Source organism: Pseudomonas sp. RHF3.3-3, assembly GCF_048069595.1.
Classification (GTDB): domain Bacteria; phylum Pseudomonadota; class Gammaproteobacteria; order Pseudomonadales; family Pseudomonadaceae; genus Aquipseudomonas; species Aquipseudomonas fuscovaginae_B.
Map to the genome: position 1 here is coordinate 3,291,655 of NZ_CP182250.1, position 21,182 is coordinate 3,312,836.

15 protein-coding genes and 1 riboswitch are annotated in these 21,182 nt (G+C 65.0%); of the genes, 4 read left to right on the plus strand and 11 right to left on the minus strand.

Annotated features, from left to right (window positions below; translation table 11 throughout):
• Positions 1 to 20: 20 nt before the first annotated feature.
• On the minus strand, positions 21 to 2,555 hold the full coding sequence (locus ACMGT0_RS15010) for a PAS domain-containing sensor histidine kinase (RefSeq protein WP_054062307.1): 2,535 nt from the start codon (positions 2,553 to 2,555) through the stop codon (positions 21 to 23).
• 135 nt (positions 2,556 to 2,690) lie between these two features.
• On the opposite strand from ACMGT0_RS15010, the gene ACMGT0_RS15015 reads away from it, so the two are divergent.
• Positions 2,691 to 3,860 carry a PilT/PilU family type 4a pilus ATPase gene (locus tag ACMGT0_RS15015; RefSeq protein WP_054059740.1) on the plus strand — a complete coding sequence of 390 codons (1,170 nt, stop codon included), beginning with the start codon at positions 2,691 to 2,693 and terminating at the stop codon, positions 3,858 to 3,860.
• 30 nt (positions 3,861 to 3,890) lie between these two features.
• On the opposite strand, the gene ACMGT0_RS15020 is transcribed toward ACMGT0_RS15015, so the two are convergent.
• From ACMGT0_RS15020 to ACMGT0_RS15060, 9 genes are all read right to left on the minus strand, one after another.
• On the minus strand, positions 3,891 to 5,126 hold the full coding sequence (locus tag ACMGT0_RS15020) for a hypothetical protein (protein ID WP_152974402.1): 1,236 nt from the start codon (positions 5,124 to 5,126) through the stop codon (positions 3,891 to 3,893).
• Between the two features lie 286 nt (positions 5,127 to 5,412).
• A complete protein-coding gene (locus ACMGT0_RS15025; RefSeq protein ID WP_054062305.1) occupies positions 5,413 to 6,351 on the minus strand; it encodes a carbohydrate kinase family protein in 939 nt (312 codons plus the stop codon).
• Between the two features lie 6 nt (positions 6,352 to 6,357).
• Positions 6,358 to 7,854: a xylulokinase gene (gene xylB / locus ACMGT0_RS15030; protein ID WP_054062304.1), complete on the minus strand. Its 1,497-nt coding sequence runs from the start codon at positions 7,852 to 7,854 to the stop codon at positions 6,358 to 6,360.
• A gap of 152 nt (positions 7,855 to 8,006) precedes the next feature.
• Positions 8,007 to 9,485: a mannitol dehydrogenase family protein gene (locus ACMGT0_RS15035; RefSeq protein ID WP_054060690.1), complete on the minus strand. Its 1,479-nt coding sequence runs from the start codon at positions 9,483 to 9,485 to the stop codon at positions 8,007 to 8,009.
• A gap of 15 nt (positions 9,486 to 9,500) precedes the next feature.
• Positions 9,501 to 10,604, minus strand: a complete 1,104-nt coding sequence (locus tag ACMGT0_RS15040) for an ABC transporter ATP-binding protein (protein WP_054060689.1) — start codon at positions 10,602 to 10,604, stop codon at positions 9,501 to 9,503.
• A 49-nt stretch (positions 10,605 to 10,653) separates the two neighbouring features.
• Positions 10,654 to 11,493, minus strand: a complete 840-nt coding sequence (locus tag ACMGT0_RS15045; RefSeq protein WP_054060688.1) for a carbohydrate ABC transporter permease — start codon at positions 11,491 to 11,493, stop codon at positions 10,654 to 10,656.
• Positions 11,494 to 11,503: 10 nt separating this feature from the next.
• Complete coding sequence (locus ACMGT0_RS15050; protein ID WP_054060687.1) at positions 11,504 to 12,430, minus strand: carbohydrate ABC transporter permease; 927 nt, start codon at positions 12,428 to 12,430, stop codon at positions 11,504 to 11,506.
• Between the two features lie 145 nt (positions 12,431 to 12,575).
• Positions 12,576 to 13,886: an ABC transporter substrate-binding protein gene (locus ACMGT0_RS15055; RefSeq protein WP_054060686.1), complete on the minus strand. Its 1,311-nt coding sequence runs from the start codon at positions 13,884 to 13,886 to the stop codon at positions 12,576 to 12,578.
• A gap of 294 nt (positions 13,887 to 14,180) precedes the next feature.
• Entirely contained in the window at positions 14,181 to 15,086 is a 906-nt protein-coding gene (locus ACMGT0_RS15060; RefSeq protein ID WP_054060685.1) for an AraC family transcriptional regulator, read from the minus strand.
• A gap of 133 nt (positions 15,087 to 15,219) precedes the next feature.
• On the opposite strand from ACMGT0_RS15060, the gene cobF reads away from it, so the two are divergent.
• On the plus strand, positions 15,220 to 15,975 hold the full coding sequence (cobF, locus tag ACMGT0_RS15065; RefSeq protein ID WP_054060684.1) for a precorrin-6A synthase (deacetylating): 756 nt from the start codon (positions 15,220 to 15,222) through the stop codon (positions 15,973 to 15,975).
• 131 nt (positions 15,976 to 16,106) lie between these two features.
• Complete coding sequence (locus ACMGT0_RS15070; protein ID WP_416773259.1) at positions 16,107 to 18,425, plus strand: glycoside hydrolase; 2,319 nt, start codon at positions 16,107 to 16,109, stop codon at positions 18,423 to 18,425.
• Between the two features lie 4 nt (positions 18,426 to 18,429).
• On the opposite strand, the gene ACMGT0_RS15075 is transcribed toward ACMGT0_RS15070, so the two are convergent.
• The gene (locus tag ACMGT0_RS15075; RefSeq protein ID WP_416773260.1) at positions 18,430 to 19,719 is read right to left on the minus strand and encodes a glycosyltransferase; all 1,290 of its coding nucleotides are present in this window, start codon (positions 19,717 to 19,719) and stop codon (positions 18,430 to 18,432) included.
• Positions 19,720 to 19,807: 88 nt separating this feature from the next.
• Positions 19,808 to 20,016, plus strand: a riboswitch (cobalamin riboswitch).
• Positions 20,017 to 20,114: 98 nt separating this feature from the next.
• On the opposite strand from ACMGT0_RS15075, the gene cobW reads away from it, so the two are divergent.
• Positions 20,115 to 21,182 carry a cobalamin biosynthesis protein CobW gene (gene cobW, locus ACMGT0_RS15080; RefSeq protein ID WP_054062299.1) on the plus strand — a complete coding sequence of 356 codons (1,068 nt, stop codon included), beginning with the start codon at positions 20,115 to 20,117 and terminating at the stop codon, positions 21,180 to 21,182.

Consider the following 21,182-nt stretch of genomic DNA (forward strand, 5'->3'; position numbering starts at 1 on the left):
GCGCGCGATTATGCCTGAAATCAGCTGCAATGGCCGAGCATGTCGCGCACCCGGTTGGCCAGCAGGTCCAGGGTGAAGGGTTTGGCGATCAGGTCCATGCCTTCCTCGAGGAAACCCTGGCGTTCGGCGGCTTTCTCCGCATAACCGGTCATGAACAGCACCTTGAGCCCGGGGCGGTGCTGGCGGGCGATCTCGGCCAACTGCCGGCCGTTCATGCCCGGCAGGCCCACGTCGGTGACCAGCAGGTCGATGCGCAGCGCCGATTCCAGCAGCGGCAGGGCGGTCCTGGCATCGGCGGCCGGATGAACGGTGTAGCCGAGCTCGTCCAGCAGGCTGAGCACCAGCATGCGCACCGCCGGGTCGTCCTCGACCACCATCACCGACTCATCGACTGATGCGGTCGGCGATTGCGGGCAGTCCGCAGGTGGCTCGTCCTCGACGGCCTGGGCGTGAAAGCGTGGCAGGTACAGACGCACGCAGGTGCCTTCGCCGGGTTTGCTGTGCAGGGTGACATGGCCGCCGGATTGCTGGGCGAAACCATAGATCATCGACAGGCCCAGGCCCGTGCCCTGGCCGATCGGCTTGGTGGTGAAGAACGGGTCGAAGGCCTTGGACATCACCGACGGGCTCATGCCGGTACCGTTGTCGCTGACGCCGATCATCACGTAGTCGCCGGCCTTGACCGGTTCCACCGTGCTGATGTCGCTGCCGTCGAGGTAGCTGTTGGCCGTCTCGATCAGCAGCGTGCCGCCATGGGGCATGGCGTCGCGGGCGTTGATGACCAGGTTGAGCAGGGCGCTTTCCAGTTGTCCGGTGTCGGTATTGACCGGCCAGACGTCCTGGCCGAGGCGCACCTGCAGCTCGATATGGGCGCCCTTGGTGCGGCTGAACAGGTCCTCCAGCGATTGCACCAGCTGGTTCGGCTCGATGCGTCGGCGGTCCAGCGACTGGCGGCGGGAGAATGCCAGCAGGCGGTGGGTCAGGGCGGCTGCGCGCTGGGCGGAGTTGACCGCGGCATCGGCAAAGCGGCCGATCTCGGCGCTGCGCCCGGCGGCGATGTAGCGTTGCATCAGGTCCAGGCTGCCGATGATGCCGGTGAGCATGTTGTTGAAGTCATGGGCGATGCCACCGGTGAGCTGGCCGACCGCCTCCATCTTCTGCGCATGGCGCAGGGCGTCTTCGGCGCGCTCGCGCTCGAACATCTCGTTCTGCAGGCGCTGGTTGGACTCGGCCAGCGCCTGGGTGCGCTGGGCGACGCGCTCCTCAAGGGTTTCGTTGAGGTTGCGCAAGGCTTCCTCGGTGCGTTTGCGCTCGGTTTCATCGCTGACGAAGATGTAGAAGCCGTTCACCGCGCCATCCTGGCCGTGGCGCGGCAGGTAGCGCATGTTGGCGTGCCGCGTGCTGCCGTCGCGATAGGGCGTGTCGAGGCTGAAGCTGCAGGCCTTGCCCGCCAGGGCCCCGGCGACATGTTCGGCGCGCATGGCATAGGCCTGTTCGCCGAGCACTTCGCGCAGGGTCTTGCCGTAGAGTTCCTGTGGGGTCTTGCCGAACCAGTCGAGATAGGCGCTGTTGTTCAGGCGAAAGCGCTCCTCGCGGTCGACGTAGGCGATCAGCGCCGGCACCGCGTTGATCACCAGTTGCAGCTCGGTCTGGCTCTGGCGCAGGGCCTGTTCGTTCTGCTTGCGTTCGGTGATGTCGAGGGCGGCGCCGACGAAGCGTTGGGCGCGACCATGGGGCCCCTGATAGCAGCGGCCGCGGGCGAACACCCAGCGGATCTGGCCGTCGGTCTGTACCCGGTATTCCTCGGCGTGCTCGGTGTTGTTCTCCAGGCAGTGCTTGATGCCGCGAGCGACCAGGCCCCGGTCTTCCGGGTGCACGCTTTCCATGTACACGCTGAGGGGCGTCTGTGCCGCCAGTGCCGGGTCGACGCCATGCAGCCGGGCAAACCGGGCATCGGTGACGAAACGGTCCTGGTCGATATCCCAGTCCCAGGTGCCGAGGGTGCCGGTGGCGGCCATCGCCAGTTGCAGGCGTTCCTCGCTGTCGCGCTGGGCCTTGATGCTGGCCTCGGAGCGTTGCTCCAGTTCCTGGGCGCGCAGCCGTCGTTCGTTGACTTCGATGGCGGTGGCCAGCACGCCGGCCACCTCGCCGGACTCGTCGCGCACCGGGCTGTAGGTCAGGTCCAGCCAGAGGTCGGTGTCACCTTCGGGGCGCTGCAGGATGAACTGCTGTTCCGCCAGCTCGACGCTGCGGCCCTGGGCCACGGCCTGTAACAGCGGTGCGCTAAACTCCAGGTATTGCGGCCAGGTCAGTGCAAACGCTTGCCCGAAGGCCTGGGGATGCTGGTTGCCGCAGAGCCGGGAAAAACGGTCGTTATAGATCTGCACTCGCTCCGTGCCCCACAACAGCAGCATCGGCATGGGGGAATGGACGACGATATCGACAGCGGTGCGCAGGCTCTGCGGCCAGTCCTGACGCGGGCCGAGGGCGGTTTGCGACCAGTCCAGGCAAGCGAGCAGGGTGGCGACATCGTTGTCGTGGGGCAATCCGTTCATAAACCTGCCTTGAAGATGAAGCTTTGGGTTGCGTGGCGGGCCATTATCCCGCCAAGCTGTAGCGCGTTGCCAATCTGAAATGACGCCTGGTTGAGCATTTCAACCTCATTCGAATGTATTGCGGACATCGTTGCCATGGAAATCCACGCCTTGTTGAAACTCCTTGCCGCCCAGGACGGTTCGGACCTGTACCTGTCGACCGGGGCGCCGCCCTGCGCCAAGTTCAATGGCGTACTCAAGCCGCTGGGCACCGAAGCGCTCAAGACCGGCGAGGTGGCGCTGATTGCCGACGGTATCATGGACGCCGAACAGCGCCAGCAGTTCGAACGGGAGTTGGAAATGAACCTGGCGTTGTCGTTGCCGGGTGTCGGGCGCTTCCGGGTCAATATCTTCAAGCAGCGCAACGAGGTTTCCATCGTAGCCCGCAACATCAAGCTGGAAATACCCCGTTTCGAAGACCTCAAGCTGCCGCCGATCCTGCTTGAAACCATCATGGAAAAGCGTGGCCTGGTGCTGTTCGTCGGTGCCACCGGCTCGGGCAAGTCCACCTCCCTGGCGGCGCTGATCGACTACCGCAACCGGCATAGCAGCGGGCACATCATCACCATCGAGGACCCGGTGGAGTATATTCACCGGCACAAGAAGTCGATCATCAACCAGCGCGAGGTGGGGGTCGACACCCGCAGTTTCCATGCCGCGCTGAAAAACACCCTGCGCCAGGCCCCGGACGTGATCCTCATCGGCGAGATCCGCGACCGTGAAACCATGGAGCACGCCCTGGCCTTTGCCGACACCGGGCACCTGGCGATTTCCACCCTGCATGCCAACAATGCCAACCAGGCGCTGGACCGGATCATCAACTTCTTCCCCGAGGACCGTCGCCCGCAGTTGCTCAACGACCTGGGCAACAACCTGCAGGCCTTCGTCTCCCAGCGTCTGGTGCGCACTACCGATGGCAAGCGCCGGGCCGCGGTCGAGGTGATGCTGGGGACGCCGACGATCCGCGATTTCATCAAGCGCAACGAGTTCTCCGAACTCAAGGGCATCATGGAGAAATCCGAGGTCAGCGGCATGCTGACCTTCGACACGGCGCTGTTCAACCTGGTGGTGGAGGGGGCGATCGACGAGGAGGAGGCGCTGAAGAACGCCGACTCGGTGAACAACCTGCGCCTGCGCCTGAAATTGCATCAGGACGGCGGGGCTCTGGCCCCGCAGAGCACACCACCCGCGCCGCCGGTGGCGGCTCGGGAGCTGGATGTGAAGGACTGGGGCCTGGTGGAGGACGGCGAAGACGGCCCGGGTTGAGCGGGCTGCCCGGCGCTCCCGAGGATCGGTTCAGGGCAGGATCGCTCTGAGCGCTACGACTTTCCCCGCGACCGTGGCTGTGGCAGCGGCATAGCTGCCGCTGCTATCCATGTCGATACCCTGGACCGGCTGCCCCTGATAGCTGCCCCAGGCCTGCAGACCGTTTTCAACTGTCCAGGTGGCACCGTTGACGATCTGTGCCGTATTGGTCTGGTCCAACAGCAGGCGATTGCTGCTCGCCAGCGCGACGATCGCGAGGGATGTGATGTTCGCCGGTGGGGTGACGAACCATATGCGGCTGGCTGCCGGTTGCCAGAGCGCCGCCCCGAAGCCACCCGATGTCAGCTGATAGGTGACCGCCACATAACCGAGTTCATTGGCGAATTTGGCCTGGTTGGCCGGGTGCCCGGACATATTGAGCAACTTCGGCGCACTGGACGGGGTTTCCCAGTAGGCGGCTGTCGGCTTGGAGGTTGCCGGGTCCAGGCAGGTACCGAAAACCTGGCGCTGTGTGTTGACGGCAACGAGTTCGCAATGGCTGTTGGTGGGCACCTGCAGATTGACCACGGTAAAGCCCAGCAGCCCGTTGGTGGCAAGCTTTGGCGTTACCGTGCCACCGGGGCCGGGGCAGTTGAGCGCGATGGCGAGATTGTTGAATGCCTGGTTATTGACCCCGACAGGCAGGCAGTTGTCGCGCACCAGCGGTACGTCGAGCAGGGCCAGAGCGACGGCGTTGCCCTGGTTCCAGACAACGGAGGTGGCCTGTCCGGCACTGTTCAGGCTCTGGCCGGCGGTGAACCCCGTGACGCGGCTGCGGGAGGTGGCTTTGGCGCTGGTGTCGGGCAGCAGCCCGGTGCCGAGCAGCGACAGCGGTTTGTCCTCGGTGGGGTTGTTGAGTCCGGATGACCAGGTTGTTACACGTGCCAGGCCACTGGGTGCCGTGCAGACACCGAGTATGCGATTGGGACTTCCCGTCGATGGTTCGTTGCTGATGCTGTTGGCGCGACATGAGTCACCGCTGTTCAGCGGGGTCAGCGCGACACCCGGATCGACCCAGGCCCGATCGGGGCCGCCCGGTGTATCGGAGCCGATGGCTCCGACGACCTTGCCGGTGCTGTTCACCGATTGAGCGATGCTGCTGGCGGTAGCGCTGGTGGGCCCCACGGGCTGAAAGGTGGCGGCGTGCGCGAGCGGTGCGATGAGTCCGACGGACAGGACGCCACAGGTCATGAGCGTGGTTGCATGAGCTTTCAGAAGGCTTGCCATGTTTGATCCATCCTTGATGAGACGTTTCTCTGGCTCACCTGTGACGGCCTTCTACAAGTGACGGGCTTAGGCTATGTACGAAATCGCTTGAAACTTGGTTATGCGGCGTTAAAAACCGGCTCGGAATGCTCATTGACAACCAGTCAACTGCGCTTCCTCGCCGGTTTTTGCCTTGCCTAACCTGCGTTTCAAACAATTTCGTACACAGCCTAGTTAACGCTACGGACTCTCGTTTGCCACCTGTCAGAAATGACAGTTCGAGGCACCATCCGTCGTTTTCCTGCCGTCAGACCACCTGGTGGCGATAGGGCAGGTCCGGCCCGATGCGGCTGCAGGTGATCGCGGCCGCGCGGACGGCGAAGTCGAGCATGGCTTCGATCTGGGTCTTTTCCAGGCGTTCCAGGCCCTGCACCGAATCCAGTTGCTGCTCGGTCAGCCAGGCGATCAGCGCCGCCTGGAAGGTGTCGCCAGCCCCCACGGTATCGGCCGTGGTGACTTGTCGGGCCGGCACCGACCAGTGCCCGTGGCGGCGACTGTAGACGCTGGCACCCTGGCGGCCACGGGTCAGGAATAGCAGTTGGCAGCGCTGCTCCAGCCATTCCCGGGCGACGTCCTGCGGTTCGCGATCGGGGTAGAGCAGGTGCAGGTCCTCGTCACTGACCTTGATCAGGTCGGCGTGGGCCGCCAGGACGGCGATGCGTTGGCGCCACAGCCCGATGTCCGGCTGCGGGTTGAGGCGTACGTTGGGGTCGAGGGTGATCAGCCGGCGTCCGCTTTCCCGGCGGACCAGCGTCAGCAGGGTATCGGCGATCGGCTGCACCACCAACGAGTAGGAGCCGATATGCAGGCCGCGCACCGCGTCGTCCAGGGGCGGCAGGTGTTCCGGCAGCAACTGGCGGTCGGCACAGCCCTCGCCACGAAAGCTGTACTGGGGCGAGCCATCGGCACCGACGGCAACCATCGCCAGGGTGGTGGGCGCGTCGAAATCCCGCAGGTAGTCGGCTCGCACGCCTTCCTCCTGGAGAACCTGTTGCAGGCGGCGCCCCAGGTAGTCGTTGGACAGCCCGGCCAGCAGCGCCGCCTCCACGCCCAGGCGGCGCAGGCCCACCGCGACGTTGAACGGCGAACCGCCGGCAATCGCCTTGAAATTCACTTTCGAGGTTTGCCCGCTCGCGTCGGGCTCGCTGAAGAAATCGAACAGCGCTTCACCACAGACCAGATACATGGATGCTCACTCTTGCTCTTGAAGGGCCGCGACCTGTTGGCGGTAGCGGTGATAAATCGGTTGATAGGCGCTGACATGGGCCGGGATCGGCCGGGTCTCGCTGCCGGTATCGAGGCTGACGCAACGCTCGCACAGTTCGGCGAGGCCGTGAAGCGCTCCGGACTCGCACCAGGCCGCCTGGATCGCCGCACCGAGGGCGGCGGCCTCGCTCTGTTCGGTGCAGATGACCGGAGTATTCATGATGTCGGCGACCATCTGCCGCCAGACCGGGCTTTTCGCGCCGCCGCCGATCAGGCGGATGCTCTGGCCCTGCAGGCCGTTGCCGCGCAGCAGGTCGAGGCCATAGCGCAGGCCGAAGGTTGTGCCCTCGACCACGGCGCGGCACAGGTTGGCCGGGTTCAGGTTGGTCAGGGTCAGGCCCAGCAGGCTGCCGCTGGCCCGGGGCAGGGCCGGCACCCGCTCGCCGTTGAGGAACGGCAGCATGCTGACGCCCTCGGCGCCGATGGGGGCCTGGGCCACCAGGGCGTTGAACTCGTCGAGCCCGAGCCTGAACAGTTCGCGCACCGCGCCGGTGGCGTTGGTCAGGTTCATGGTGCAGATCAGCGGCAGCCAGCCGCCGCTGGAGGAGCAGAACGCCGCCACTGCGGCATCCGGGCTGATCAGCGGCTGCTCGGCATAGGCGTAGACCGTGCCGGAGGAGCCCAGGCTCATGGTGATCACGCCGGGCTGGATATTGCCGGTGCCGATGGCGCCCATCATGTTGTCGCCACCACCGCTGGCGACCACGGCCCGGGGGTTGATGCCCAGCCGCCGGGCGATGGCGGGCTGTATCCGGCCGACTGGCTGGTGGGCCTCGATCAGTTCCGGCAGGGCCGCCTGCAGGCGGCCGCTGGGGTCGATGTGCTGGAGCAGCGGCCGGTCCCAGTCACGTCGGCGCACGTCGAAATAGCCGCTGCCGGAGGCATCGCCATACTCGGCGCAGGCCCGGCCGGTGAGCCAGTGGTTGAGGTAGTCGTGGGGCAGCAGGACGTGGGCGATGCGGGCGAACAGGTCCGGGTGCTGCTCCCGGGTCCAGAGCAGCTTGGACACGGTGTAGCCGGGGGCGATCACCAGGCCCAGGCGCGCCAGCGAGCCCGCTTCGCCGCCCAGGTAGTCGAGCAGGCGCTGGTTTTGCGGGGTGCTTTCGGTGTCACACCAGAGTTTCGCCGGGCGCAGGGCCTGGCCCTGTTCGTCGAGCAGCACCAGCCCGTGCTGCTGCCCGGAAACGCCGAGGCCACGGATGGCGTGGCCATCGATTTGTGCGGCTTGCAGGGCCTGGTGGGTGGCTTGGATGAACGCCTCCAGCCATTGCCCGGTGTCCTGCTCGCGGCGGCCGTTGGCGCCGCTGATCAGGTCGTGGGGGGCCGAGCCCTGGCCCAGCACCTGGCCGCTGACGCTGTCGAGGACAAGGGCCTTGGTGCCTTGGGTGCCGCAGTCGATGCCGAGGTAGAGTTTCTGGTTCATGGTGGTGCCTGGTGGTTGGGGCGCGCCCCCGGTCGTGGTGTGAACACAACCCTGTAGGAGCCGGGCTTGCCCGCGAAGGCGTCGGCCCTGACAACGTGTGAATGTCAGGAAGACCCCTCGTGGGCAAGCCTGGCTCCTACAGGGCAATGGGATCAGGTTCTCGCCAGCAGGCGCTCCAGGGTTTTGCTCACCCCCACTTCCCGCAGGCTGTCGTAGCACGACTTGAAGGCAGCGACGAAGGCTTCGGACTGGGGAATCGCAGTGCCGAAGATTTCCTCCACGCCCAGCAGGCGTTGCACGATCAGGTTGTCATCGGTGACCATCGCCTGGCAGAACTCGGCCCGTGGATCGGGAATGCGGTAGCGCACGCCGTTTTCGTCGACGCCCTTGAGGTACAGGGCCCAGGCGGCCACCACCAGGGCGGCGCGTTCGGTGTCGCGGCCATCGGCGATCAGCCGGTTGATGGTCGGCACGGTGAACTTGGGAAACTTCGACGAACCGTCGGAACAGACCCGCTCCAACTGGTCGGCAATCGCCTGGTTGGAGAAACGCTCGACCAGGGTGTTCTTGTAGTCGCCCAGGTCGATCCCCGGCACCGGGGCCAGTTGCGGGGTGACGTCCAGGTCCATGTAGGCGCGCATGTAGGCGACGAACAGCGGGTCGTTCATGGTCTCGTGGACGAAACGGTAGCCCTTGAGAAAACCCAGGTAGGTGAGGGCCAGGTGGCTGCCGTTGAGCAGCTTGATCTTCATCTCCTCATAGGGCGTGACGTCGTCGGTGAACTGCACGCCGACCTTCTCCCAGGCCGGGCGGCCGTTGCTGAACTTGTCTTCCAGCACCCACTGCACGAAGGGTTCGCAGACCACCGGCCAGGCATCGTCGATCCCGTGCTCGTCATGCAGTTGCAGGCGGTGCGCCGAGCTGGTCATCGGCGTGATGCGGTCGACCATGGCGTTGGGGAAGCTCACGTTGGCGGCGATCCAGTCGTGCAGGCCGGCGTCGCGCAGCGCGGCGAAGGCCAGCAGCGCCTTGCGGGTCACCGCGCCGTTGTGCGGCAGGTTATCGCAGGACATCAGGGTGAAGGCCGCAATACCGTTGGCCCGCCGCTGCGCCAGGGCCGCGCAGAGAAAGCCGAAGACCGTCCGGGGGGAGTCCGGATGGCTGAGGTCGTGCCGGACCTGCGGCAGGTGGCTCATGAACTCGCCGGTGCTGTCATCGATGCAGTAGCCGCCTTCGGTGATGGTCAGCGAAACGATGCGGATCTCGGCCGAGGCCAGCTTGTCGATCAGTGCCCGGGCACCGTCCTGGGCCAGCAGCATGCCGCTGATGGAGGCGATGACGCGGGTTTCGGTGTCGTCGCCGTCCCCCAGTTCGTAGAGCGTGTAGAGGTGGTCCTGGGCCGCCAGGGCGTCACGTACGCCCTGGTCCTCGGGGCGCAGGCCGATGCCACAGATGCTCCACTCGTGACCTTCGCCGAGGTTCATCAGCGCATCGGTGTAGTAGGCCTGGTGGGCGCGATGGAAGCCGCCGACGCCGATATGGGCGATGCCCTGCCGGGTGTCGCTCGCCACATAGCCGGGCAGTGCGACCTGGGGGGACAGGTTGTGCAGGTTCTGTTTGTTCAGGTTCATTGCGGGTTCTCTTGATCAGGCCGCGGCACGCAGCGCGCGGGGCAGCGCCACACCGTCGGCATCGAAAAGGTGGCAGTGGGCGCTGTCCAGGTGCAGGTCGAGGGTTTCGCCGTACTGGCTGGCCAGGTCGCCGCGGATACGCATGGTCAGCGCCTCGCCGGAACGGGTACGGACGTGGCAGTAGGTGTCGCTGCCCAGGCGCTCGCCGACATCGGCGGTGACCCGCAGGACGCAGTCGCCGGGCTTGGCGATTTCCAGGTGTTCCGGTCGGATGCCGAGGGTCACCGGGCTGCCGACGCTGAGGCTGGCGCCGCTTTGGGCCAGGCTGATGCGGGTGCCGGCCTCCAGTTCGACTTCGCAGCCCTGGGCGTCGACGCGGCTGATCTTGCCCTTGAGAAAGCCCATCTTCGGCGTGCCGAGGAAGCCGGCGACGAACAGGTTGACCGGCGAGTGGTACAGCTCCAGGGGCGAGCCGACCTGCTCGACGCGCCCGCCGTTGAGCACCACCACCTTGTCGGCCAGGGTCATGGCCTCGACCTGGTCGTGGGTCACGTAGATCATGGTCGCCTGCAGTTCCTTGTGCAGGCGCGCCAGCTCCAGGCGCATCTGCACCCGCAGCGCGGCATCGAGGTTGGACAGCGGTTCGTCGAACAGGAAGATCTTCGGGTTGCGCACGATGGCCCGGCCGATGGCCACGCGCTGGCGCTGGCCGCCGGAGAGTTGCTTGGGCTTGCGCTCCAGCAGGGGGCCGAGTTCGAGGATGCGCGCGGCCTCGTTGACCTTGCGCTCGACCTCGGCCTTGGCCACGCCGGCCAGGTCGAGTGCGAAGGACATGTTCTTGCGCACGCTCATGTGCGGGTACAGGGCGTAGGTCTGGAACACCATCGCCAGGTCGCGCTTGGCCGGGCTGACTTCGGTGATGTCGCGGCCGTCCAGCTCGATGGTGCCGGAGGTGACTTCCTCAAGGCCGGCGATCAGCCGCAGCAGGGTCGACTTGCCGCAGCCCGACGGGCCGACGAAGACCACGAATTCGCGATCGCGCACTTCCAGGTCGATGCCCTTGATGATGGACAGACCTTCGAAGCCTTTTTGCAGATGTCTTATTTTCAGGTTGGCCATGATGTGGCTCCTCGATTGTTTGGCAGAACACCGGTCCGTGTTGGGGTCATTACTTCACGGCACCGAAGGACAGGCCGCGGACCAGCTGTTTCTGGCTGATCCAGCCAAAGATCAGGATCGGTGCGCAGGCGAGGGTCGAGACGGCGGACAACTTGGCCCAGAACAACCCCTCGGGGCTGGAGTAGGAGGCGATCAGCGCGGTCAGCGGCGCGGCGTTGGAGGAGGTCAGGTTCAGCGACCAGAACGCCTCGTTCCAGCACAGGATCAGCGACAGCAGCATGGTCGAGGCCAGGCCGCCCTTGCTGATCGGCAGCAGCACCCGCAGCATCTCCTGCAACAGCGTGGCGCCGTCGAGACGGGCGGCTTCGAGGATGTCCCGGGGGATGTCCTTGAAGTAGGTGTACACCATCCAGATCACGATCGGCAGGTTGATCAGGGTGTAGATCACGATCAGCGCGAGGCGGGTGTCGAGCAGCTCGAACGACTTGGCCAGCAGGTAGATCGGCATCAGCACGCCCACCGGTGGCAGCATCTTGGTCGAGAGCATCCACAGCAGGGTGCGCTTGGTCCGCTGGGTTTCGTAGAACGCCATGGAGTAGGCCGCCGGTACCGCGATCAGCAGGCACAGGGCGGTGGCGCTGAACGACACCACCACCGAGTTCCAGGCGAAGCGCAGGTAGCCGCTGCGTTCCTGGATATGCAGGTAGTTCTCCAGGGTCGGGCTGAAGATGAACTGCGGCGGCGTGGCGAAGGCGTCGATTTCGCTCTTGAAGCTGGTCAGCACCATCCAGAAGATCGGAAAGAAGATCAGCAGGGCCAGGGCCCAGGCCAGGATGCCGAGCAGCACGCTCTGCAGGCGGCGTGATTGTTTGAGGGTCAGGGTCGTCATGGCGCGGGCCTCAGGGCTTGTCTGTCAGGTTCTTGCCGAGCATCCGCACCAGGATGATCGCGGCGATGTTGGCGATGACCACGGCGATCAGGCCGCCGGCGGAGGCCATGCCGACGTCGAACTGCACCAGCGCCTGGTTGTAGATCAGGTACGCCAGGTTGGTCGACGCATAGCCGGGGCCGCCGTTGGTGGTGGTGAAGATCTCGGCGAACACCGACAGCAGGAAGATGGTCTCGATCATCACCACCACGGCGATCGGCCGGGCCAGGTGTGGCAGGGTCAGATGCCAGAAGATCGCCAGCGGGCCGGCACCGTCCAGGCGCGCGGCTTCCTTCTGTTCCTGGTCGAGGGACTGCATGGCGGTCATCAGGATCAGGATGGCGAAGGGCAGCCATTGCCAGGACACGATGATGATCACCGACAGCAACGGGTAGTGCGCCAGCCAGTCCACCGGCTCGGCGCCGAACAGCCGCCACAGCGCGGCGAGCACGCCCGAGACCGGATGGAACAGCAGATTCTTCCAGATCAGCGCGCCGACCGTGGGCATGATGAAGAACGGCGAGATCAGCAGTACCCGGACGATGCCGCGGCCGAGGAACTCGCTGGCTTCCAGCAGGGCCGAGATCAGTACACCGAACACCACGCTGATCAGCAGCACGCTGCCCACCAGCAACAGGGTATTGGTGGCGCCGGGCAGGAAGCCCGAGTCGGTGAGGAAGTAGCTGAAGTTCTCAAGGCCCACGTACTGGTTTTCGCCAGGGTAGAGCAGGTTGTAGCGGATCAGCGAAAAGTACAGGGTCATGCCCAGCGGTACGATCATCCACAGCAGCAACAGGGCTACCGAGGGGCTGACCAGAAACCAGCCGGGGTTGCGCAGACGGCTTTTGCGCAGCGGCTGGGGACGGTCCATATGGGCTTTTGCAGTGGTGGTATTCATGGTCTTCAAAACCGCTTGGGGTCAGGGAGCGGATCTTGTGCAGCAGCAGGGCGTGCCCGCGAAGGGTGCGACTCGGTGTTCCTGGCATGGCGTGTTGCCTGGACCGAGATCTTCGCGGGCAGGCCCGGCGCCTGCAGGTCAGCGTCTACTTGGGGTAGCCCGCGCGTTTCATCTCGCGTTCGGTACTCTGCTGGGCCGAGGCCAGGGCCTGGTCAACCGTGGTCTGGCCGATCAGTGCGGCGGAAAACAGCTTGCCGACCTGGGTACCGATGGCCTGGAACTCGGGGATGGTCACCAGCTGGATGCCGACGTAGGGCACCGGCTTGGCGCTCGGGTCTTTCGGGTTGGCCACCTTGAGCGATTCCAGGGTGATTTTCGCGAACGGCGCGGCCTGCATGTACGCGTCGCTGTAGGTCGAGGCCCGGGTGCCCGGCGGGACGTTGGCGATGCCATCTTCCTTGGCCACCAGGGCCGCGTATTCCTTGGAAGTGGCCCACGCGCTGAAGGTCTTCGCCGCGTCCTTGGCCTTGGAACTGGTGGGAATCGCCAGGGCCCAGGAGTAGAGCCAGGCCGAGCCTTTCTCGGTGACCTGGTGCGGGGCAAAGGTGAAGCCGACATGGTCGGCGACCTTGCTCTGGGTCTTGTCGGTGACGAACGAGCCGGCGACGCTGGCATCGACCCAGATCGCGCACTTGCCGCTGTTGAACAGCGCCAGGTTTTCGTTGAAACCGTTGCTCGACGCGCCGGGCGGGCCGGATTTCTTCATGGTGCCGACGTAGAAGTTCAGGGCGTTCTTCCATTCGGGGCCGGTGAATTCCGGCTGCCACTTCTCGTCGAACCAGCGGGCGCCATAGGCGTTGGCGACGGTGGTGATCAGCGCCATGTTCTCGCCCCAACCGGCCTTGCCGCGCAGGCAGATGCCGTATTGCTCCTTGTCCGGGTGATTGAGCGTGGCGGCGAATTCGCCCAACTGCTCCCAGGTCGGCCGCTCGGGCATGGTGAGGCCGGCGTCCTTGAACAGGTCGGTGCGGTAGTAGGTCATGGAACTTTCGGCGTAGAACGGCAGGGCGAACAGGGTGCCCTTGACCGACAGGCCATCACGTACCGAGGGGAACACATCATCGATGTCGTAGGTGGCGGGCAGGTTGTTCATCGGCTCCAGCCAGCCCTTGGCGCCCCAGAGTGCGGCTTCGTACATGCCGATGGTGAGCACGTCGAACTGGCCGCCCTGGGTGGCGATGTCGGTGGTCAGGCGCTGGCGCAGCACGTTTTCTTCCAGTACCACCCAGTTCAGCCTGATGTCCGGGTGCTCGGCCTCGAAAGTCTTCGACAGCTTCTGCATGCGGATCATGTCGCTGTTGTTGACGGTGGCGATGGTCAGGGTCTGGGCGCCGAAGCTGACGCTGCTGGCGGTCAGGCAGGTGGAGACGAGCAGAGCTTTTGCTATGGCTTTCATCGAACACTCCTCTTCTGGCGCCCGGTGGCGGTCGAAGGTCGGTTTATTGTTGTTGTGTCTTCCTGTGCCCCGGAAGAATCTGTGGCTGATTACAGCCCTCAATCGCCAGCCAGACAAATCCTTGAAGACACTGTGATCGATACTTTTTTGCACTCGATGGGTAGGGCGCGTCTCGTTGAAACCTCCGTACGAAGGCTCAAGGCCGGGTGTTCCGGGGTAGGCGGGCGGGGGTAAATCCGTACAGGATTTTGCGCAATCGGCCGGGGGCGCCCCGAGCGGGGCGCCCGAAGGGGGTCAACCGAGGTTCTGTTCGGTCAGGCGCTGGACGGCCAGGCGGCGATAGTGCGAGGGGGTCATGCCCTTGAGCTGCTGGAAGCGCCGGTTGAAGTTGGAAATGTTGTTGAAACCGGACTCGAAGCAGACATCGGTGACCGGCTTGTCGCCATCGACCAGCAGTTCGCAGGATTTGCTGATGCGCAGGCGATTGACGAACTCGACGAAGCAGCGCCCGGTGGCCTGCTTGAACACCCGGGAGAAGTAGGTGGGCTTCATCCCCAGGTAGTCGGCGACTTCTTCCAGCGGCAGTTCCCGGGCGTAGTGGGCGAAAATGTAGTCGACGGCGCGGTTGGTGCGGTCGATATTGTTTTCGTCGGCCAGTTGCGGGGTGGTGACGCCGGAGAGCAACTGGTAGTCGTCGCAGGTGCTGAGCAGTTCCAGCAGGATCAGGAAGTGCCCCAGGCGCGTCACGCCCTGGGAGTCGGCGATGCGTTGCATCAGTTGCGCGGCCTGGCCGATGGTGTCCTTGCAGCGGAACTCGATACCGTACTGGGCCCGTTCCAGCAGCGGCGCCAGGGTTTTCAGCTCGGCGAAGATCTGGTGGCCTTCCTCGAACAGTTCGTCGGTGAAGTTCACCAGCATGTCGCGCTTGGGCACCACCTCGTCTTCGGCCACCTGGCTGATCCAGTTGTGGGGCAGGTTGGGGCCGGTGAGGAACAGGGTGTAGGGATGGAAGTTGCCGATGTAGTCGCCGATGAAGACCTTGCCGGAGCTGGCGACGATCAGGTGCAGCTCGTATTCCTTGTGGAAATGCCAACGTACCAGCGGGCACGGGAAGCCGTGCTGGCGGTAGATGATGGAGAGGCCGTTATGGTCATCCATCAGTTCATAGGAGGGATCGGTGATACGGGTCGTTCGAGTCATTGGAAGCGCTTTTATTATTATTGCTGCTCGATAATGCCTCCTTCGTCGGCCATCTGCCAACCTTGCGCCAGGTTTCGGATAAGCTGAAACAGGCTGGACGGCGTCTATCGTGCCCATTTCCAGGAGCAAAACGGTGAAGAGCGTTCTATTGATCGGTATCGGTTCCGGCCACCCGGAGCAGATCACCCTGCAGGCTATCAGGGCCCTGAATCGCGCCTCGGTGTTCTTCCTGCTGGACAAGGGACGGGCCAAGGCAGAGCTGGTGAACCTGCGCAGGGAGATCTGCGAGCGCTACATCGAACAGCCGGGTTATCGCCTGGTGCAGGTCAGCGACCCGCTGCGAGAGGACGATGAAGATTCCTATGAAGCCGGGGTCGAGCGTTGGCATGCGCAGCGCGCCGGATTGTTCGCCCGGCTGATCGACGAGGAACTGGGCGAGAACGAGTGCGGCGCCTTTCTGATCTGGGGCGAGCCGGGCCTGTATGACAGCACCCTGCGGGTACTGGAGCGGGTAGTGGCGCTTGGCGGCCCGGCGTTCGAGGTCGAGGTGATCCCCGGGATCAGCAGCGTGCAGGCGCTGGCGGCGCGGCATCGAATCCCGTTGAACCGCATCGGCGAACCGATCCGTATCACCACTGGCCGGCGCCTGGAAGCGGCCGACCTGGACAATGTGGTGGTGATGCTCGATGCCCATTGTGCCTTCGGCCAGTTCGTCGACCAGACCCTGGACATCTACTGGGGAGCCTACCTGGGCACCGAGGACGAGCTGCTGGTGAGCGGCAAGTTGCATGAAGTGCACGGACAGATCCGTGAATTGCGTGAGGCTGCCCGGCAACGCAAGGGGTGGATCATGGATACCTACCTGCTGCGTCGCCCGCTGGGTTCGTAGGACAGATCCTGGTAGCAGCGATTTGGCGATATTTCAGGTGTCGCTAAGAGACCGTTCTTACGGAGAAGGAGGGCGATGTCGTTTAGTGTCCGCAGGCTCTCAAAATTCCTGGGATACCTCTGTGGAACGCCATGCGCCCCGTACCCGCTATTGATCGATTTCGTCGCCTGTTCCTGACGCTGGCCCTGTGTCTGTCCAGCCTGCCGGTTTTCGGGCAGTTGCCGGTCGACCTGCCCTACAGCGGCGGAGTGTTCAGCGTCGATCCGGCGACCCTGCAGGTCACCCTGCACCGTGACGATGGCCAGGTCTCGGTACTGAGCGCGCCGGCCTTTTCCGACAGTGCCCGGGCCGACGGATTGACCGGGCGCAGCTGGCGTATCAGCCACGGTGCCAATCGCTTCCGGGTCGAGGCCGGGATCGAGCAGGACGCCTTGCGCCTGTCGATCCGCGCCGATCAGCCGGGGCTGCTGGAGTGGCCGCGGCCCCTGGAGGCCGCAGCCATCGAGGCCTATGCTCTGCCGTTCGGGGAGGGCGCCTATGTCCCCGCTGACGATCGCCAGTGGCTGGACTGGCTGTTGCGCCGCTATGAGCCGGATGCCCTCAACGGCCTGCTGTCGATGCCCTTCTGGAGTGAGTTGCGGGGCGACCACTCGATCACCTGGCTGATCGAAACGCCCTTCGATACCCGTTTCGGCATGATCGAGCAGGATTCGCGACCGTTGCCGCGGATCAGTCACGAGTTCAACCGGTTGGCCGGGGACGCGCCCTTCACGGTCAGCATCAGGGTCGGCCCGGCCGATCCGTTGTATGGCGCGCGTTTCTATCGCCAGTGGCTGGAGGCCCGTCACCGCCTGGTTTCGCTGAAACAGAAAATTGCCCGGCAGCCGCTGGTCGCCCGGCTTGGCGGGGCCGCGCATATCTATCTGTGGGGGGCGGGGCCGCTGAAAACTGCGGATATCAAGGACTGGCCGGCGTTCCTGAGGTTTTTTGCCGCGCGTCGCCAGGATCATCGGCACCTGGCATCGAGGTTGTGGGCGGCGTTCGACCCACCGGCACGGGAAAGTTTCGAGGCCGCGTTGCAGGAGGCCGGTGACTGGAAGAGCGGGGTGTCGCTGTTTCGTCGGCGCGAGGTGACCCGTGCGCTCAATACGGCATTGCAGGCGGCGTTGCCACTGGTGCCGGTCGAGCCGCTGCCGGGCAATCACGATCCGGCGGCGAATGTGGCCTGGGGGCAGCAGGTCCGCGGGCAGTTGCTCGACGCGTTCGGCCCCTGGCTGGCATCGCCCCGGCGCTGGGGCGGCGGTCTGTCGCTGGAGACCGTGGAGGCGCTGCGCAAGGCCGGCCTGAGCCGGGCCTGGCTGGGGGCGGACGACTGGCGCGATGCGCTGTGGCACCCCGAGGCGGTGGAGGCGGCCAAGGCTGCCGGTTATCTGGTGGCGGTGTATGACAGCTACGGCAGTGCGCATCCCTCCAACCTGCGGGCCACCTGGGCCACGGCGCAGATGGGCGACGAACTGGCGGCGGCGGGCTATCGCGACAGCCGGGGGGAAAAGCTGCGCGGCTTCAATGGCCGTGGGGTCTATGTCAATTCCCGGGTGGTCGAACCCTATGCGCAACGGCGTATCAGTGCGGTTGCCCGTGGCGCCCGCCTGAACAGCTACTTTCTCGATGTCGATGCCGCCGGTCCCGAGTTCAGGGACTATACCCCGGGCCGGGAAACCAGCGAGCGCGAGGATGCCGAGGCGCGCAGGCGCCGCTTGCAGTTTCCCGGCACCGAGCTGGGGCTGGTCACCGGCAGCGAGGGTGGGGTGGCCTTCTATGTGCCCAGCATCGCCTACAGCCATGGCATCGCCACCCAGCCGTTCGCCTGGATGGACCCGGATATCGGCAAGAACAAGCAGTCGCCGTTCTACCGTGGCGGGTACTGGCCGCCGGAGACCCCGGACCTGTATTTCAAGCCGATACCGCTCAAGCCGGCGGTCGCCCGCTTCGTCACCTCGGCGCAGTTTCGCCTGCCGCTGTATCAGCTGGTGTTCCACGACAGCCTGGTCAGCACCCACCATTGGGAATATGGCTCGCTGAAGTTCTCCAGCGAGCGGGAAACCACGGCGTTGCTGCAGTTGCTGTACATGGTGCCGCCCCTGTATCACCTCAACGACCAGGTGCTGGCCCGCGATCTGCCGTTTATTCGGGCCTATGACAAGGTGTTCCGGCCGTTGCACGAAAGGCTGTTCACCGAGCGGCTGAGCGATTTCCAGGTGTTTTCGGCCGATCGCCTGGTTCAGCGTACCTCGTTCAGCGACGGCACCCTGATCACGGTGAACTTCGCCAGGAAACCCGCCCGTTCGCCGGAGGGCCGGCTGTTGCCGCCGCGTTCGGCCCTGGTGCTGGCGCCGGATCGGGGGCCGCAACTGATCGAGATCGCCCGGTTGTTCCTGCCTTCGACATGAGGCCTCAGGCCTTGCGGTTTTTCGCCTCGATCCACTGGGCCATGTACTGGGTGCTCTTGTGATGGTGATGCCGCAGCATGGCGCCGGTGAAGTTGTCGCGCCGATGTTGTGCCAGTCGCTGCCGGCATTGCTCGATACGCGCCACCAGGGCCGGGCCGTGCTGGCGCCGGTCGTAGCGGGCGGCCAGCAAGGCGTGGCCGGCGGCCTGGGCCTGCCGCCAGGCCGCCGGGTCCTGGTAGAGCTGCACGGCGGCCGCGGCCAGGGCTTCGGCGCGGGTCTCGATGGCGCCGGGCCAGGGCAAGTCGCCGTGCATGGCTTCGGCACCGATCGGCGTGGTGACGTTTGGCGTGCCGCAGAGCATGGCATCGGCGAGCTTGCCCTTGATCCCGGCGCCAAAGCGCAACGGTGCCAGGCAGATGCGCGCCGCACTCATGACCTGCAAGGCATCCTCGGCCCAGTTCAGCACGTGAAAGCCCTGGGTCGGGTTATGCAGGGCGGTGGCCTTGGGCGGTGTATAGGCGCCGTAGACGTGCAGTTGCGCGCTCGGCAATTGCTGGCGGATCAGCGGCCAGAGGGTGGTTTTCATCCAGAGCACCGCGTCCCAGTTCGGTGCGTGGCGAAAGTTGCCGATGCTGAGGAAATGCGCGCGCTCCTCGAACGGCCGAAAGGCAGCGGGCTGATCGAGCATCAGCGGGCACCAGTGCAGCAGCGCCGGCGGCAGCCGGAACTGCTCGGTCAACAGGCGAATCTCGACATCGGAGATCATCAGGCTCAGGTCCGAGCGGTAGATCGCCGCGATCTCGCGCTGGGCCTGATCGGTTTCGCTCATCTGCTGGAACACCTGCGGCAGGTCGGGGGCAAACAGCGTGCTGAAGTCGTTCGGGTCCGGATCGGCCTTCAGGCGTTCCTTGAGCTGCTGCTGGCGGGCGTCGCGCAGGCTTTGCAGGTCGGAGGTTTCCAGCACGCGGATGGCGTCGGGGCAGTGCTTCTCGACCCTCCAGCCGAACTGCTCCTCCATCATGAAGCGGTCGAACAGCACCACATCCGGCTGCAGGGCGGTGATGAAGGTGTCGAAGCTGCTGTTGTTGAGCTCGATGGCCTGTTCGTCGATTCCCAGGCTCTGCAGGTCGGCCTTGTGCTCGCCGACGCTGGCGGGGCTGGCGAAGGTGATGTGCCAGCCGGCTTCGAGGAAGCTTTCGAGAATCTGCATCATGTGCCCACCGGCGGCCGAGGAACGGGGTTCGGGCCAGACATAACCGATGACCAGGACGGTGGTGGTGCCGGTGGCACTCATGGGCGGGGCTTCCTTGAAACGGGCAGGGTGAAAGGGGGCGCAATTAAACCACAGCGGCCGTCGAGATTGACCTGCTCCCGCGCACTGCGTAGCCTTGCAGGTTCGAGGTTCTTCGGCATCCGGCCGAAGCTAAGATGGGAACGCGGCAAGCCGCGGCTGCCCCCGCAACTGTGAGCGGTTTGATAGTCTTGCCTGGCCACTGCCCCTTGGGGCGGGAAGGCGCAAGACCCGGTGATCGGGCGACTGCCGAACACCCGCCCGCAAGCCAGGAGACCTGCCTCGTGACAGAATTTCACTTAAACCGGGCGGGGTGATCCGGTGGCGAACCTACCCGCGCCTGTTCCGGCAGCGGTTCTCGTCCCGTATGCCCGCTATTTTTGCCAAGGGGCATCCCGATGAAAACACTGGCCAAGCTTCCTGTCACCATCGTCACCGGCTTCCTCGGCTCGGGCAAGACCACCTTGTTGCGCCACATGCTCGACAACGCCCAGGGCCGCCGCATCGCGGTGATCGTCAACGAATTCGGCGAACTCGGCATCGATGGTGAAATCCTCAAGCAGTGCTCGATCGGTTGCACCGAGGAAGAGGCGGTCGGTCGCGTCTTCGAACTGGCCAATGGCTGCCTGTGCTGCACCGTGCAGGAAGAGTTCTTCCCGGTGATGCGCGAACTGGTGGCACGGCGCGGCGATCTGGACCACATCCTCATCGAAACCTCCGGCCTGGCGTTGCCCAAACCGCTGGTCCAGGCGTTCCAGTGGCCGGAAATCCGCAGTGCCTGCACCGTCGATGCGGTGATCACCGTGGTCGACAGCCCGGCGGTGGCCGCCGGTACCTTCGCCGCCTTCCCCGACCAGGTGGACGCCCAGCGCAAGCTCGACCCGAACCTGGACCACGAGTCGCCGCTGCACGAACTGTTCGCCGACCAGTTGTCCAGCGCCGACCTGGTGATTCTCAACAAGACCGACCTGATCGCCCCCGAAGACCTGGCCAAGGTCCGCCTGGAAGTGGCCGAGGAACTGCCACCGGCGGTGAAGATCGTCGAGGCCAGCAGCGGTCGCCTGCCGCTGGACGTGCTGCTCGGCCTGGGTGCCGGCTCCGAAGAACATATCGACAGCCGTCACAGCCACCACGATCACCACCACGACGGCGATGATCACGACGATCATGACCACGATGCCTTCGACTCGATCTCCATCGACCTGCCGCAAGCCGATGAAAGCCTGCTGCTCGATGCCCTGACGCAACTGGTGGTCAAGCACGGCATCCTGCGGGTCAAGGGCTTCGCGGCGATCCCGAACAAGCCGATGCGCCTGCTGATCCAGGGCGTGGGCACCCGTTTCGACAAGCACTTCGACCGTGCCTGGGGCGCTGACGAGCCGCGTGTCACCCGCCTGGTGCTGATCGGTCAGGAACTGGATGCCGCCCTGCTCGAGTCGACCCTGCGCGCGGCGCTGACGGTCTGA